Here is a 15,591-nt window from a genome sequence, read left to right on the forward strand (position 1 = left end):
GTTGACTGACACGCCGCCATCGCGAGCAGGCTCGCTCCCACCTATGAGTTAACCCTTACCCTTGGTCCGGGTCATGTTCGGCCCGCCGTTTTTTTCCAGATGCTCGATGATGATCCCCGCCACGTTCTTGCTCGTGGTGGTTTCGATCCCTTCCAGGCCCGGCGAGGAGTTGACCTCCATCACCAGCGGCCCGTGATTGGAACGCAGGATGTCTACACCCGCCACGGCCAGGCCCATGACTTTAGCGGCGCGCAGGGCAGTCATGCGCTCTTGCGGCGTGATCTTGATCAGGCTCGCGCTACCGCCGCGATGCAGGTTGGAGCGAAATTCCCCGGGTTTGGCCTGGCGCTTCATCGAAGCGATCACCTTGTCGCCGACCACGAAGCAGCGAATGTCCGCGCCGCCGGCTTCCTTGATGTATTCCTGGACCATGATGTTCTGCTTCAGGCCCATGAACGCTTCGATCACCGACTCGGCGGCCGTCGCGGTTTCACACAGCACTACGCCGATACCCTGGGTGCCTTCCAGCACCTTGATGACCAGTGGCGCGCCGTTGACCATGGCAATCAGGTCGGGAATGTCGTCGGGAGAGTGGGCAAAACCGGTCACCGGCAAGCCGATCCCACGGCGCGACAACAATTGCAGCGAGCGCAACTTGTCCCGGGAGCGGGCGATGGCCACGGACTCATTGAGGGGAAATACTCCCATCATTTCGAACTGGCGCAACACGGCGCAACCATAGAACGTTACCGACGCACCGATGCGCGGGATCACCGCATCGAACCCTTCCAGCGGCTTGCCACGGTAGTGGATCTGCGGCTTGTGGCTGGCAATGTTCATGTAGGCGCGCAGGGTATCGATCACCACCATTTCATGGCCACGTTCGGTCCCGGCTTCAACCAGGCGACGAGTGGAATACAGACGCGGATTACGCGACAGCACAGCGATCTTCATGCAACACCTGTGGCAGAGGTAGTGGACACCGGGAACACCGGCTTGTCTTGAACGTATTTGATGCCCGGATTGACCACCAACTGGCCGTCGATCAAGGCTTTGGAACCCAATAACAGGCGATATCGCATGGACTTGCGGCAGGCAAGCGTGAACTCGACTCGCCAGATCCGATCCCCCAGTGCCAGCGTCGTGCTGATCACGTAGCGAACCTGGGCGTGGCCGTTGGAGCTTTTTATCGTTTTGCGCGCCACCAATGGGGCTTCGCAGCGACGATGGCGCAACTGCACCACCGTTCCCAGATGCGCGGTGAAGCGCACCCATTTTTCACCGTCGCGCTCGAACGGCTCGATGTCGGTGGCGTGCAGGCTGGAGGTGCTGGCGCCGGTGTCGATTTTTGCCCGCAGGCCCGCGACACCCAGATCCGGGAGCGCCACCCACTCGCGTAGACCGACAACGGTCAGATGGTCAAAAGTCTTCAATAAAAAAACCTGCGATCAGTACATCGGATCGTGGAGCCCGCGAATCGCGGTATTCACGCAGAATAATCACAAAATGGCGACAGTTATCTACACACCTGTTTCCGCTCGTAACCGATACCGGCCCGCATCGTGCCGCAAGTCAGTTCGGCCGACATTCTATCTGTCGGACCGAATTCGTGCGCTCGACAAAAACGGTAGTACAGTTCTGACTATTGGCTGAAAGAGGAATTGCAGTGGCACAAAAAAAGGAAGAAGACGACAAGGTCCGTCTCGATAAATGGTTGTGGGCAGCGCGATTCTATAAAACCCGCGCCCTGGCCAAGACCGCCATCGAAAGCGGCAAGGTCCATCACCGGGGCGAACGTTGCAAGCCGGGCAAGGAGCCTCGCATCGGCGACGAATATGTCATTCGCACCGGGTTCGACGAAAAAACCGTGGTTGTCCAAGCCCTGTCGATCGTGCGCCGCGGCGCGCCGGAAGCGCAGGCGCTGTATCGCGAGACCGAAGCCAGTATCGCCCGGCGCGAAACCGCAGCCGCCCAGCGCAAGGCCGGCGCCTTGGGGGTCAGCACCGATGGCAAGCCCAGCAAGAAGCAGCGTCGGGATCTGTTCAAGTTTCATGGCAGCAATAGCGAATAAAAGATCGGCAATTTGAGGCCGCAGTGCCTGTGGCTCGGATGCGCAGTCAGCCCCATCCCGTCCGACAAACCCTGGCCTTGCTTGGAACCCACCCGGAATGTCCATAAAATGCCCGTCATCCTTTGTCATCACCTCAGATACCAGACCCTATGACTGATTTGCCGGATACCGACTACACCCAACGCTTCATCTTCGATGACAGCGACACTCGTGGCGAACTGGTGGCGTTGGAGCGTAGCTACGCCGAAGTTCTTGCCAAGCATCCCTATCCGGAACCGGTCGCCCAACTGCTCGGTGAACTGATGGCGGCTGCGGCGCTGCTGGTCGGCACCTTGAAATTCGATGGCTTGCTGATTCTCCAGGCCCGTTCCGAAGGCCCGGTGCCATTGTTGATGATCGAATGCTCCAGCGAACGCGAGATCCGTGGCCTGGCCCGTTATCACGCCGAGCAGATCGCCCCCGACGCGACCCTGGCCGACATGATGCCCGATGGCGTGCTGGCGCTGACGGTCGATCCAACCCACGGCAAGCGCTACCAGGGTATTGTCGATCTCGATGGCACGTCTCTGGCTGAATGCTTCACCAACTACTTCGTCATGTCGCAACAGACCAACACTTGCTTCTGGCTCTATGCCGACGGGCGGCGTGCCCGTGGTTTGCTGCTGCAGCAGTTGCCCGCCGATCGCCTTCGCGACCCGCAAGAACGTGACGCCAGCTGGCAGCACATCACCGCTCTGGCCAGCACCCTGAGCGCCGATGAGCTATTGAGCCTGGACAACGAAACCGTGTTGCATCGTCTCTACCATCAAGAGCAGGTCCGCCTGTTCGACGTTCAGCCGTTGCGCTTCCAATGCAGCTGCTCTCGTGAACGTTCCGGCAATGCGCTGGTCAGTCTGGGTCTGGAAGATGCGCAGCAATTGGTGATCGAGCATGGTGGCGCCATCGAGATCGATTGCCAGTTTTGCAACGAGCGCTACCTGTTCGACGCTGCGGACATCGCCCAATTGTTCGCCGGTGCGGGTGTCGACACACCGTCAGATACTCGTCACTAAAACGGTTCAGCGCAGGTAAATCTCCTGGCAAACGCCGGATTTACGCCGTACTGACGGGAGGGCCCTACTTTTTTTGGGCTTTTCTGGCATAATCCGGCCCACTTTTTTCGGGTAGTAGTGCGCGACTTCCTACTACAAAACGTTTGGAGCACTCGGCCACAGGCCGACGGGGAATCTCATGACGCAAGCCAATAACGCCGTGTACACCGATCTGAGTGTCGATGATCTGGTCAAAGAAGCCCTCAGTCGCGGTGAAGGCGAGCTTGCCGATACTGGCGCGCTGGTTGTTCGCACCGGTCATCGTACCGGTCGTTCACCGGTTGACCGTTTCATCGTTGAAGAGCCGACCACCCAGGACGCCATTGCCTGGGGCCCGATCAACCGCAAGTTCCCGGCCGACAAGTTCGACGCCCTGTGGGACCGCGTAGCAGCCTATCTGGGCGAGCGTGAGCGTTTTGTCTCCCATGTTCATGTAGGTTCCGACCCTGCGCACTACCTGCCGGTCAAGATGACCACCGAGACTGCCTGGCACAACCTGTTCGGCCGCTGCCTGTTCATCAACCCCGAGCAGTACAACGCCGGTGGCAAGGATGAATGGCAGATTCTCAACGCGCCGAACTTCGTCTGCGAGCCTGAGCGCGACGGCACCAATTCCGACGGCACCGTGATCATCAACTTCGCGGCCAGGAAAGTACTGATCGCCGGCATGCGTTACGCCGGTGAAATGAAGAAAGCGCTGTTCTCCGTCCAGAACTTCCTGCTGCCAGCGGTTGACGTACTGCCTATGCACTGCGCCGCCAACATGGGCGAAGAGGGCGATGTAACCCTGTTCTTCGGTCTGTCGGGCACGGGCAAAACCACGCTGTCCGCCGATGAAAGCCGTTACCTGATCGGTGATGACGAGCACGGCTGGGGTGTTGGCGTGGTCTTCAACATTGAAGGCGGTTGCTATGCCAAGTGCATCGACCTGTCCGAGAAGAACGAGCCGGTTATCTGGAAAGCCATCCAGCACGGCGCCGTACTGGAAAACGTCGTCCTGGACCCGGTCACCAAGAAAGCCGATTACGCCGACGACAGCCTGACCCAGAACAGCCGCGCCGCGTACCCGCGTGAACTGATCGAAAAACGCGCACCGAAAAACCTTGGTGGCGAGCCAAACGCAGTGATCTTCCTGACTTGCGACCTGACCGGCGTACTGCCGCCGGTGTCGATCCTCAGTGAAGAACAAGCGGCCTACCACTTCCTGTCCGGTTACACCGCACTGGTGGGCTCGACTGAAATGGGTTCGGGCAGCGGCATCAAGTCGACGTTCTCCACCTGCTTCGGCGCTCCATTCTTCCCACGTCCTGCCGGTGAATACGCTGAGCTACTGATCAAGCGTATCCGCGGCTTCGGCTCCAAGGTCTACCTGGTCAACACCGGCTGGACCGGCGGTGGCTACGGCGTCGGCAAGCGCTTCAACATCCCGACCACCCGTGCGGTGATCGCGGCAATTCAGAGCGGCGCGCTGATCGGTGCTGAAACCGAGCACCTGGACATCATCAACCTGGACGTGCCGTTGGCTGTTCCGGGCGTTGAGACTGGCCTGTTGAACCCACGCAACACCTGGACCGACAAGGCTGCCTACGACGAAGCCGCCAAAGCATTGGCTGGCTTGTTCATCGAGAACTTCAAGAAGTTTGAAGTGAGCGACGCGATCAAGGCCGCTGGGCCGCAGCTGTAAGGCTTGGTTCGCGAATGAAAAAAACCGCCCTTTTCAGGGCGGTTTTTTTATGGACGGGTTTTGAGGGGGCGGATGCAATGCTGTGCTGCTCCCGGCTCGAAAGCAGCCATTATTCCACCTGGAATCACGGTAAACAGCCAGAATAATGCCACTTAATGCGTGCCGTTCGGCTACACCCCTTCCACTTCCTGCGTCTCCCAGCGCTGAGCCTTGATTGCCTTGTAGAGCATCCCAATGGTCAGTGGCACCTTGCTGCCACGGCCCTTGGCCCTGCGCTTTTGAAACACATCAAATCCTTCCGGCTGAAAGTAGCGGTACGCGTCGTAGTCAATGAGGTCAAGGGCGAACCGCTCCTCCAATGCTTCCATCAGATGCCGAGCGTCCGCGCCGTCACAGCCCAAGTCGAGATTGATGGCGGTGTCCAGACGGATTGTCTTGCGCTCCGGCAGGCCGATTTCTTCATGGAGCAGTTCCATGAGCTGGCGCATGGCGTGGTCGTCAGGAAAATCTGGGGCGAGGTACATGAAAAAATGTCCGGGGTGAGGGTGGCGTCTGTATAGGTGGAAAGTTTAGGGCGAAATCTTTGCCCGTTGGAAAAAGAAGAAATATCCCACGACCGTCTAGGAACTGTCCGGGAGGCTTCGACAGCCGCGAGCGGTAGCGGCTCCTGATTCAGTCAGCCAGCGGTCCTGGGGCGCGTCGTGAGGCCGCCTCAAGGTCCATCAACCCTCTGCCGTAGGCTTCGCTGTTGGCGTAGATGCCAGTGCGGTTGGCTGTCGCCAGCAGATGTTCGCGCACTTGCTGTGCGTTGAGCTGCGGGTAGAGGCTTTGCAGCGCGGCCAGTGCGCCACTGACCAACGCGGCGGCCGGGGATGTGCCGGCGGTTTGCACGTAACGGCCATCCTTGCCCACGGTAAGCAGGCCTGCCTGTGGACCTGCGTCGCCGCCGGGTACGGCGATGCACCAGGCGGCTGCGACGCCGCAATAGTTGGATTTTCCATTGATGGTACTGCCATCGTTTTTCAACGCCACGACCGCGATCCAGCCTTTCTCCAGTTCCGGCAATGCTGCCGGTAACCCAGGTTCGGCCAAGGGCTCGCGCTTGAGCTCATTGCCGGTCGGGAAGACAAATACGGCGCCGTCTTCCACCAGTTTTCGGGCAGCGGTCAGGGAGTCGGGCATCACCTGGTTGTAACGTGCTTCAGTGATTTCGGTGGCGGGGATGGCGTTGGCCCACGAGTTATTGAACAGGCGCGCGCCCTTGTCGAAACCGCTTTGCCAGGACTGTGCGATTTCGCTGTCGAAAAAAAACGGTTCGTTGTCGTCGCCGAAACGGAAGGGGATCAACCTGGCCTCAAACGCGATGCCATGCATGCCCTGATCGTCCTTGTTGGCGGCGAGGATACCGGCCATTTGCGTGCCGTGCCCGACCCGGTCAAGGGTACCGGGACGGTTTTCGACATGGTCGAATCCGGGGTCACCCAGCCTGCCCTCGAACTCCGTCAGCCTGCTGTTCAGTCCAGAGTCGATCAGCGCCACGGTCACGTTCCGGCCGGTGCCACCCCGGGCATACAGAGCTGAGGCTTTGACGATGGCCAGACCTTGCTGGGCGCGGTATTCCGGTGTTTCGAACACGGTGGTTCGCATGTCGGGTTGTGCTGGGATGGTCAAGCAACCGGCCAGGAGTGAGGCCGACGTTAGCGCCAGGGTGCGTAGCGCGGAAAATGGATGTGACATGGTTCAGTCCTTGAACGGAGTCTTGAGCGCCAGGCTTCCAGGCCTGTAACGCATGAGTGGATGGCGCACCTTACCTTGCAAGCGAAACGGGAACGAGGCATCAAAGTGCCTGGATTTGTATCGCCTCATGGCAAAGCACAAAGGCGCTGAGGCTGTATCATCCGGTATCGCTTTCCCCCCAAACCTTTTCTCGACTCCCTGCGCCGTCCGGCTAGGCTTTTGGCATCGCAGCAGTCAAGGAGTGACCGCCTATGCACAGCACCCTGGAACAGGTTTTCGGTTATCCGCAGTTTCGCCCCGGTCAGGAAGCTGCCGTCAGCGCAGTACTTGCCGGTCGGTCGGCAGCGGCCATTTTTCCTACCGGCTCGGGCAAGTCCCTGTGCTATCAATTGCCGGCCCTGCTATTACCGCATCTGACCCTGGTGGTCTCGCCGCTGCTGGCACTGATGCAGGACCAACTGGCGTTCCTGCATCGCCATGGCATTGCGGCGGCGAGTATCGATTCAGTCCAGCGTCGTGACGAAGCCAGCGAGGTCATGGCACGGGCCCGTTCGGGCGAGTTGAAGATTCTGATGATTTCGGTGGAGCGGCTGAAGAACGAGCGCTTTCGCAATTTCCTGCAGCAGGTACCGATCTCGTTGCTGGTGGTAGATGAAGCCCACTGCATCTCCGAATGGGGGCATAACTTTCGTCCCGACTACCTCAAGCTCCCCGACTACCAGCGTCAGTTCGACATTCCCCAGGTGTTGCTGTTGACGGCCACCGCAACGCCCAAAGTCATCGCGGACATGCAGGCGAAGTTCGCCATCGCCCCCGACGATGTGGTCACCACCGGCTTCTATCGACCTAACCTCAACCTGCTGGTGGAACCGGTGCGCGGCGCGGATAAACGGCGGCGACTGGTGCAATGGCTGGGCGAGCGAGCCGGGCAGCCGAGCATCGTCTATGTCACCTTGCAGCGAACCGCCGAGCAGATTGCCGAGCACCTGAGCCAGCATGGGATTGAGGCCCAGGCTTATCACGCCGGCTTACCTCATGAACAACGCGAAGCCATCCAGCGCCGGTTCATGGGCGGGCAGTGCAATTGCATCGTTGCGACCATCGCCTTCGGCATGGGTATCGACAAGAGTGATATCCGCAACGTGGCGCATTTCGACCTGCCTAAATCCATCGAGAACTACAGCCAGGAGATCGGCCGGGCGGGGCGTGACGGGTTACCGTCCGATTGTCTGGTCCTGGCCAACCGTGACAGCCTCAACGTGCTGGAAAACTTTGTTTATGGCGATACGCCGGAGCTGGCGGGTATTCGGTGCGTGCTTGATGAGTTGAAGGCTGCAGCTGCCGATGGCCAATGGGAGTTTTTGCTGGGGCCGCTGGCGGACAAGAGCAACATCCGGCAACTGCCGCTCAAGACGCTGCTGGTGCAATTGGAACTGCGCCGGCTGATCGCGCCGCGTTATGCCTATTTCGCGGAGTATCGCTTCAAGTTTCTGATCGAGCCGCAGGCATTGCTCGAGCACTTCGAAGGGGAGCGTCAGGCGTTCGTCTCGGCCATCATCCAGACCTCCAGCCGTGCTCGTACCTGGGCCACGGTGGATTTCGACGGGATGTACCAGCTGTATCACGCCGAGCGGAACCGCGTGGTCAAGGCGCTGGATTACTTTCAGGAAAAGGGCTGGATCGAGCTGGAAAGCAAACAGATGACCGAGGTGTATAACGTGCTTGAAGCAGGGTTCGACGTTCAGGCACTGAGTGCAGAGTTGCACGACTATTTCACCCGGCACGAGCGTGGGGAGATCGCGCGGATCCACGCGATGCTCGAACTGTTCGCCACCGATCATTGCCTCGGTTATCGGTTGGCCCAGTATTTCGGCGATGAAAGTGCACCGCAGCGCTGTGGTCATTGTTCGGTGTGCCATGGACACGTTGCCCGTCTGCCGGAGCCACCACCATTACCAGTACTGGTGGACAGAGACTTCAACGCACTGTGTGGCGACTTTATCAACAGGCACGAGCAGCATACCGGCAGTGCACCCTCTGCGGAGCGGGTGACCCGGTTCCTCTGCGGCATCAGCGTGCCGTTGTTCACCAAACTGAAGGCACGGACGATTCCAGGATATGCGCAGCTGGAGGATTACCCGTACGCCGAAGTTCGCCGCTGGGTTCAAGCGGCTTTGTAATCCGCATCCATCCGATGAATGCCCGCCATCACACGAATAAATTTCAAAAATATTCTGCGGCTGACTAAGGTGAGGGCTGTCTTTGGATCGCCAACAAGAGAGCAAACATGAGCCAGACACCCTTCGATATTCAGCGCGCCGCCGTAGTCGGTGCAGGCACTATGGGGCGGGGCATCGTGATGTGCCTGGCCAACGCCGGCGTGACGGTGCAGTGGGTCGACAACAACCCGCAGATGCTGGAACAGGCGTTGGCTGCCGTGGCCGATACTTATGCCCACAACGTGCGCCAGGGCCGTGTCGACCAGGGTGAGGCCGATGCCCGAATCGCCAGGGTGACGCGGGCAGATGACTACGCGGCGATCCGCAATGTGGATCTGGTCATCGAGGCGGTTTACGAGAACCTTGAGCTCAAGCAGAAGATCTTCCGCGAGCTGGACGGCTTGCTCAAGCCGCAAGCCATTCTGGCGAGCAACACCTCGGCGCTGGACATCGATGCGATTGCCGCCGTCACCCGCCGCCCCACCCAGGTGTTGGGTCTGCACTTCTTCAGCCCGGCGCACATCATGAAGTTGCTGGAAATCGTTCGTGGTGCGCAAACCTCCAAAGCGGTGCTGGACGCAGCCCTGGTATTGGGCAAGCGCATGGGCAAGGTCAGCGTGGTGTCGGGCAATTGCCACGGGTTCATCGGCAACCGGATGCTTCATCCCTATGTGCTGGAGGCGCGCAAGATGCTGCTGGAAGGGGCGTTTCCCCATCAGGTTGACGCGGCATTGCAGGGTTTCGGCTTCGCCATGGGGCCGTTTCGCATGTACGACGTCGTCGGCATCGACCTGGAGTGGCGCGCTCGGGAACTGGCGGGCAAAGGTCAGGATGCACCCGAGGTGCAAGTGGACAACCGTTTGTGCGAACTGGGTCGGTTCGGCCAGAAAAGCGGCGACGGGTACTATCACTACGAAGCCGGCAGTCGCCAGGCCGAGCATGATGTAGAGGTCGATGCGCTGGTGCAGCGAGTCAGTGAAACGTTGGGTTTTCAGCGTCGCGAGATCTGCCCCGAGGAAGTCCTCGAGCGTTGCTTGCTGGCGCTGGTCAATGAGGGCGCGAAAATCCTGCAGGAAGGTATTGCCGAGTCGGCTCACGACATCGACCTGGTGTATCTCAACGGCTACGGCTTCCCCGCGGACAAGGGCGGCCCGATGGCCTGGGCCGACCATCAGGGACTTGAAGACATCCATGCACGGCTGCTGGAACTCGAAACGAAGCAGGGGGACCACTGGAAGCCCGCGCGTCTGATCGGGGAGCTGGCGGCCCAGGGCAAGGGATTCGCACAACACCAGGCCTCAAAATCCTGAACAACGCATGAACCATTGAGCAACCGTAAAGGACACCTGATGCCCCAACGTAGCGAATACCCGCACCTGCAACCGATCACCACACGCTGGCACGACAACGACGTGTACGGTCACGTCAACAACGTGACTTATTACAGTTTTTTCGACACGGCGGTGAACACTTATCTGATCGAGGTCGGCGGCCTCGATATCCACGATGGGGAGGTGGTGGGGTTCGTGGTGAGTTCGGCTTGCGACTACTTTGCCTCGATCGCCTTTCCCGACCGGATTGAAATCGGTCTGCGGGTGGGGAAGCTGGGCAGCAGTTCAGTGCAGTATGAGCTGGCGGTGTTCAAGGCGGGGGAGGAGGAGGCCTGCGCGGCGGGGCGCTTTGTGCATGTTTTTGTGGAGCGGTCTTCGAATCGGCCAGTGGCGATTCCGGATCGGTTGCGCGCCGCTTTGGAGCGGCTGGTGATTTAAACGAAAAATCGCAGTCTCCTGTCAGACGCTTGAGAAGCGCTGACGAAGACTGCGATTTTCTATCGACTACTGGTTAGAGCCAGTGATCAATCGTCGTGATAGCGATGTTTGTGCTTGTGCTTGCGATGCCCGTAGGCATGGCCACGACCTGGATGGCCGTCACGGTAGTAGCGGCGATCACCACGGCGACCGTCATAACGACGATCGTCGTCATCGTCCTTGCCCATATAGTTGCCCAGTGCACCGCCAGCGCCGCCGCCTGCTGCTGCACCGATCAGGCTGCCGGTGGTGCCGCCTACGCTACGGCCGACTACGTTACCGCCGGCTGCGCCCAGCGCACCGCCAATCGCTGCTTCGCCGCGGCTGCGTTTGTCCGCACCGACCGCACTGCCACCCGCGCCACCCAAGGCTGCGCCGATGGTGGACCCGGTGTTGCCGCCCAAGGACTGGCCGACCACAGAACCCAGAACCCCGCCCAATGCGCCGCCCACGCCTGCTTCGGTGGTGCCACCGGCAGAGGCTGCGCCACTGATCAGGCCAAGGGACAACAAGAGAATCGAGGAGAACTTCATAGAGGAGCCTCAAAGGGATGACGGCGCGATCCTGAGGCTGGCTTCGCTTGGTTACAATCGAAATCCGACGAGTAACACGACTTGTGCACAATTCGATAAGTTATTGTTTTTTGAGCGGAACTTAACAGATTTTCGCCGGTCTTTAGCTACTTCGGACAGGCCGTTTTCTATGGAAAACGGCCTTTTTTGTGGGCGATTGAAAAGCAGGATTGTGGGGAGCCAAGCCTTGCTCCCACACAACCTAATCGCCTGGCACGTTGTGTCAGGCCGACTTGGCCAGAATCAGCCCATTCTCGCTCGCTGCTTCCAGACGGATCGCCACGAATTTCGAAGTCGGGGTATGGCTGCCGTCGCCGGTGCTCTCCAACGGCACCAACGGATTCACTTCAGGGTAATAGGCGGCGGCCTGTCCGGCGGGAATGTCGAATGCCAACAGGGTAAAGCCTTTGACCCGTCGCTCGCGGCCGTCATCCCAGAGCGAGACGATGTCGGCCTTCTGCCCAGGTTTGAAGCCCAGTCGAATGATGTCCGCTTCGTTGACGAACAACACGTCACGCTGGCCCTTCACGCCGCGATAGCGGTCATCGAGGCCATAGATGGTGGTGTTGTACTGATCGTGGGAGCGCATGGACTGCATGATCAGGTCAGGCAACTGCCCGGTGGCGCGGGTGCGTTCATGCACCAGGTCGGTCGGCAGCCGGTTGGGCTTGAAGTTGGCGCGGCCTGAGGCGGTGTTCCAGCGACGTGCACCGGCGCTGTTGCCCAGATAGAAGCCGCCGGGGTTCTGGAGCTTTTCGTTGAAGTCTTTGAACCCCGGGATGGTATCGGCGATCAGGTCGCGGATGCGGTTGTAGTCCGCCACCAGCCAGTTCCAGTCCACCGGGTGGTGGCCCAGTGTGGCGGCGGCGATGCCGGCAATGATCCAAGGCTCGGAACGCATCTGGTTCGACAGCGGCTGCAATTGGCCATTGGATGCATGGACCATGCTGAAGGAGTCTTCCACGGTCACCGCTTGTGCGCCTTCGACTTGCAGGTCGATATCGGTACGGCCCAGGCACGGTAGGATCAGCGCCTCTTTTCCATGAGCCAGATGGCTGCGGTTGAGCTTGGTGCTGATCTGCACAGTCAGGTCGCAATTGCCCAAGGCCTGGAACGTCCGATCACTGTCCGGGGTGGCCTGGGCGAAGTTGCCGCCCAGAGCGATGAAGACCTTCGCCCGGCCGTCAGCCATGGCGTGGATCGCTTCGACCACGTTGTGGCCATTCTCGCGCGGCACCTTAAACTGGAAGCGACGCTCCAGCGAGTCAAGGAACGCCGCCGGCGGACGCTCGTTGATGCCCATGGTCCGGTCGCCCTGCACGTTACTGTGGCCGCGAACCGGGCACAGACCGGCGCCCGGCCGGCCGATGTTGCCGCGCAGCAGCATCAGGTTGGCGATTTCCTGGATGGTCGCCACCGAATGGCGGTGTTGGGTGATGCCCATCGCCCAGCACATGATCACGTTCTTGCTGATGGCGTACATGCGCGCCGCTTGTTCGATCTCGACCAGGGTCAAGCCCGACTGCTCAACGATCTGCTCCCATGGCGTGTCATCGACCACGGCCAGGTAATCCAGTACGTCGATGCTGTGTTCGTTCAGGAACGCGTGGTCGAACACTGCAGCAGCGCCGGTGTTTTGCGCCTCACGTTCCCATTGCAGCAGGAACTTGGCCATGCCCCGCAGCACGGCCATGTCGCCACCCAGGGCCGGACGGAAATAGGCGGAGTTGGTCGGTTTGTCCCCGTTGGTAAGCATCTCGATCGGGTTTTGTGGGTGCTGGAAACGCTCCAGGCCACGCTCCTTGAGCGGGTTGATGCACACCACCTGGGCGCCGCGTTTCACTGCTTCGCGCAGCGGTTCGAGCATGCGTGGATGGTTGGTGCCCGGGTTCTGGCCCCAGACGAAAATCGCGTCGGCGTGTTCGAAATCGTCGAAAGTCACGGTGCCTTTGCCTACGCCGACACTCTGAGACAGCGCCACGCCACTGGCTTCATGGCACATGTTCGAGCAGTCGGGAAAGTTGTTGGTGCCGTAGGCGCGCACGAACAACTGATAGAGGTAGGCTGCTTCGTTGCTGGCCCGGCCCGAGGTATAGAACTCAGCCTGGTTCGGGCTGGAGAGCCCCTGCAAGTGTTTGCCGATCAGGGCAAATGCCGCTTCCCAACTGATGGGTTTGTAGCGGTCGGTTTCGGCGTCGTAGCTCAGTGGCTCGGTCAGGCGCCCCTGGTATTCCAGCCAATAGTCGCTCTGCTCCAGCAGCGACGTCACACTGTGTTTGGCGAAGAATGCGCCATCGACACGGCGCTTGGTCGCTTCCCAGTTCACCGCTTTGGCGCCGTTCTCGCAGAACTTGACCATGCCGCTTTCCGGCGAGTCGCCCCAGGCACAGCCTGGGCAGTCAAAGCCGCCGTTCTGGTTGGTCTTGAGCATCATGCGCAGGTTCTTCAGCGCATTGTCGCTGGTCAGCCAGGCCTGGGCGACGCTGATCAGCGCGCCCCAACCACCGGCCGGACCCTTGTAGGGCTTGTAGCGCGGTACGGGTTTCTGATCGGCTTGTTGATGATTGCTCACGCTTGATTCTCCATCGCAGGGCTATAGACCCGCGGCGCACTTTTCTGCGGCAGGTGGATGAGATTGAGGTTGTGCTGGCGGGCCCACTGCACGGCAAGGCCGGTGGGTGACGACAGGCTGACCAGGGTCTGGATGCCGGCGCGCAACACTTTCTGGATCAATTCGAGGCTGCAACGACTGGTGACGATCGCCACGCCTCCGTTCACCGGGATCTGTTGCCGGATCAGCGCGCCGATCAGTTTGTCGAGCGCGTTGTGCCGGCCGATATCTTCGCGTCCCAGCAGCAATTGGCCTTGGGCGTTCATGAACAGGGCCGCGTGGACCGCGCCGCAATGCTGGCCCAGGGGCTGGAACTGGCCGATGCGTTGACGCAGGCCTTCGAGCCACTGGGCCGGTGGCAGTGGCGTGCCGGGCAGTGCCTTGAGGTTCGGTAATGCCTGCTCCACCGCTTCCACCCCGCAAAGCCCGCAGCCGCTGGTGCCGGCCAGTTGTCGGCGTTGTTGCTTGAGGTTCCAGAAGGCGCGGTTGGCGATGGTTACCTGGGCGTATTGCGCAGAACCGTCGCCGCTCAGTTGCACGTCATAGATGTCCGCAGGGTCTTCAATGATGCCGCTACCTAGGCTGAAGCCGACGATGAAGTCTTCAAGGTCAGACGGCGTGACCAGCATGACGGCCTGACTGATGCCGTTATAGGCGATCGCCAGCGCCACTTCCTCGGCCAGCGCGGTGCTGTCCGATTGGGAATGGTCCAGGTTGCAGTAGCGATAGCTCTGGCTGGCGGCTGGCGCGGGTATTTTCTCCGCAGGCGCAGAACAGACCGGAGGCTTGTCGTTCATAGGCATCACTGACAGTGGGAATAGTGATAAGACTAAATGCGGCAATCTGCCACGTCTAATCGCTATTACTGATCTATCAATAGATGACGTCGATCAAGATGTCGTTGATGATTTCTGATAGAGGGCGAAACAAGCTTCCGCCAAAGCCGAGCGTGGAGCGCCGCGGCGCATGATCAGACCCAGCGGGACCAGAGTTTGCGCGTCTTCGATGGGCTGGATGCGCAAGTCTCGGGTCAGCATACCCAGGCCACTGTTCAGCGGCATCACGGCGCAACACAGTCCGCCGTGTACGGCTTGTAACAATTGATGCACCGCGTCGGTTTGCAGCAGAGGGCGGGGTGTGAGGCCCCGACTGTGGAAGTTGTGGTCGATGGACTGACGAAAATGCATGCCGCTGGTGAGCATGCCCAGGGGCAACTCGATCAGCGCTTCCCAGCTCAGCGGCTGCTCGCCGAAATAGAAGTATCGCTGGTCAAAGAGCAAGCCCATGCGCGTATGGTTGAAGGGCAGGGCGTCGAAGCGCTCGGTGTCCAGGCGCTCCAGATAGGAAATGCCCAGGTCGATGCGGTTGTTCGCCAGTTGTTCGAGGATGCGTTCGGAGCTTAAGGATGACAATTCGAAATGCAGGTTAGGGTGCTCGCTGTGCAGGCGCTGCATCATCGACAACGGATCGAAGTCCGACAATGGCACCACACCCAGGCGCAGGGTACCCACCAGGTTGCCACGGCAGGCCGCCGCTTCGGCCTGTAGACCGTCATAGGCCGCCATGACCGTGCGTGCCCAGGCCAACACCCGCTCCCCCGGAGCGGTGAAACCTTCAAAGCGCTGGCCTCGATTGACCAGTGGCAGGCCCAGCTCTTCTTCAAGGCTGCGCAGGCGCATTGACAGGGTCGGTTGGGTGATGTGGCAGCGCGCGGCCGCCTGGCCGAAGTGGCGGGTTTCGTCGAGCGCGATGAGAAATTTCAGCTGCTTGATGTCCATCTTCGTTCCAGGGCGCGGGA

14 protein-coding genes are annotated in these 15,591 nt (G+C 60.1%); 6 read left to right on the plus strand and 8 right to left on the minus strand.

Going from position 1 to position 15,591, the window contains the following annotated elements; genetic code table 11:
• Positions 1 to 48: 48 nt before the first annotated feature.
• Entirely contained in the window at positions 49 to 954 is a 906-nt protein-coding gene (rimK, locus tag HQ912_RS02435; RefSeq protein ID WP_047226843.1) for a 30S ribosomal protein S6--L-glutamate ligase, read from the minus strand.
• Positions 951 to 1,415 carry an ATP-dependent zinc protease gene (locus HQ912_RS02440; protein WP_171061301.1) on the minus strand — a complete coding sequence of 155 codons (465 nt, stop codon included), beginning with the start codon at positions 1,413 to 1,415 and terminating at the stop codon, positions 951 to 953. The genes rimK and HQ912_RS02440 overlap by 4 nt, the downstream gene beginning before the upstream one ends.
• A gap of 251 nt (positions 1,416 to 1,666) precedes the next feature.
• Here HQ912_RS02440 and HQ912_RS02445 point away from each other — a divergent pair, with 251 nt between their 5' ends.
• The 3 genes from HQ912_RS02445 to HQ912_RS02455 all read left to right on the plus strand — a co-directional run bounded on the left by HQ912_RS02445 (position 1,667) and on the right by HQ912_RS02455 (position 4,846).
• Positions 1,667 to 2,071 carry an RNA-binding S4 domain-containing protein gene (locus tag HQ912_RS02445; RefSeq protein ID WP_047226844.1) on the plus strand — a complete coding sequence of 135 codons (405 nt, stop codon included), beginning with the start codon at positions 1,667 to 1,669 and terminating at the stop codon, positions 2,069 to 2,071.
• 149 nt (positions 2,072 to 2,220) lie between these two features.
• Entirely contained in the window at positions 2,221 to 3,123 is a 903-nt protein-coding gene (hslO, locus tag HQ912_RS02450) for an Hsp33 family molecular chaperone HslO (protein ID WP_173406429.1), read from the plus strand.
• Between the two features lie 178 nt (positions 3,124 to 3,301).
• A complete protein-coding gene (locus HQ912_RS02455) occupies positions 3,302 to 4,846 on the plus strand; it encodes a phosphoenolpyruvate carboxykinase (protein WP_047226846.1) in 1,545 nt (514 codons plus the stop codon).
• A gap of 170 nt (positions 4,847 to 5,016) precedes the next feature.
• Here HQ912_RS02455 and HQ912_RS02460 read toward each other — a convergent pair whose 3' ends face one another.
• Both HQ912_RS02460 and HQ912_RS02465 read right to left on the minus strand, forming a co-directional pair.
• Entirely contained in the window at positions 5,017 to 5,370 is a 354-nt protein-coding gene (locus tag HQ912_RS02460) for a DUF1493 family protein (protein WP_047226847.1), read from the minus strand.
• Between the two features lie 148 nt (positions 5,371 to 5,518).
• The gene (locus HQ912_RS02465) at positions 5,519 to 6,583 is read right to left on the minus strand and encodes a S8 family peptidase (RefSeq protein WP_173406430.1); all 1,065 of its coding nucleotides are present in this window, start codon (positions 6,581 to 6,583) and stop codon (positions 5,519 to 5,521) included.
• Positions 6,584 to 6,834: 251 nt separating this feature from the next.
• Between HQ912_RS02465 and HQ912_RS02470 the strand changes: the two genes are divergently transcribed.
• From HQ912_RS02470 to HQ912_RS02480, 3 genes are all read left to right on the plus strand, one after another.
• Positions 6,835 to 8,763, plus strand: coding sequence for an ATP-dependent DNA helicase RecQ (locus HQ912_RS02470; protein WP_173406431.1), 1,929 nt, complete (start codon positions 6,835 to 6,837; stop codon positions 8,761 to 8,763).
• A 107-nt stretch (positions 8,764 to 8,870) separates the two neighbouring features.
• On the plus strand, positions 8,871 to 10,112 hold the full coding sequence (locus HQ912_RS02475) for a 3-hydroxyacyl-CoA dehydrogenase (RefSeq protein ID WP_173406432.1): 1,242 nt from the start codon (positions 8,871 to 8,873) through the stop codon (positions 10,110 to 10,112).
• A gap of 39 nt (positions 10,113 to 10,151) precedes the next feature.
• A complete protein-coding gene (locus HQ912_RS02480; protein ID WP_047226851.1) occupies positions 10,152 to 10,571 on the plus strand; it encodes an acyl-CoA thioesterase in 420 nt (139 codons plus the stop codon).
• Between the two features lie 86 nt (positions 10,572 to 10,657).
• Here HQ912_RS02480 and HQ912_RS02485 read toward each other — a convergent pair whose 3' ends face one another.
• The 4 genes from HQ912_RS02485 to HQ912_RS02500 form a co-directional block, all read right to left on the minus strand.
• Complete coding sequence (locus HQ912_RS02485; protein WP_047226852.1) at positions 10,658 to 11,143, minus strand: glycine zipper domain-containing protein; 486 nt, start codon at positions 11,141 to 11,143, stop codon at positions 10,658 to 10,660.
• A 262-nt stretch (positions 11,144 to 11,405) separates the two neighbouring features.
• Complete coding sequence (locus HQ912_RS02490; protein ID WP_047226853.1) at positions 11,406 to 13,754, minus strand: FdhF/YdeP family oxidoreductase; 2,349 nt, start codon at positions 13,752 to 13,754, stop codon at positions 11,406 to 11,408.
• On the minus strand, positions 13,751 to 14,590 hold the full coding sequence (gene fdhD / locus HQ912_RS02495) for a formate dehydrogenase accessory sulfurtransferase FdhD (protein ID WP_173406433.1): 840 nt from the start codon (positions 14,588 to 14,590) through the stop codon (positions 13,751 to 13,753). Before fdhD ends, HQ912_RS02490 begins: the two co-directional genes overlap by 4 nt.
• A 93-nt stretch (positions 14,591 to 14,683) precedes the next feature.
• Positions 14,684 to 15,571: a LysR family transcriptional regulator gene (locus HQ912_RS02500; RefSeq protein WP_076383281.1), complete on the minus strand. Its 888-nt coding sequence runs from the start codon at positions 15,569 to 15,571 to the stop codon at positions 14,684 to 14,686.
• Positions 15,572 to 15,591 lie beyond the last annotated feature (20 nt).

It is taken from the genome of Pseudomonas sp. MPDS (assembly GCF_013283895.1).
Taxonomy (GTDB): domain Bacteria; phylum Pseudomonadota; class Gammaproteobacteria; order Pseudomonadales; family Pseudomonadaceae; genus Aquipseudomonas; species Aquipseudomonas rhizophila.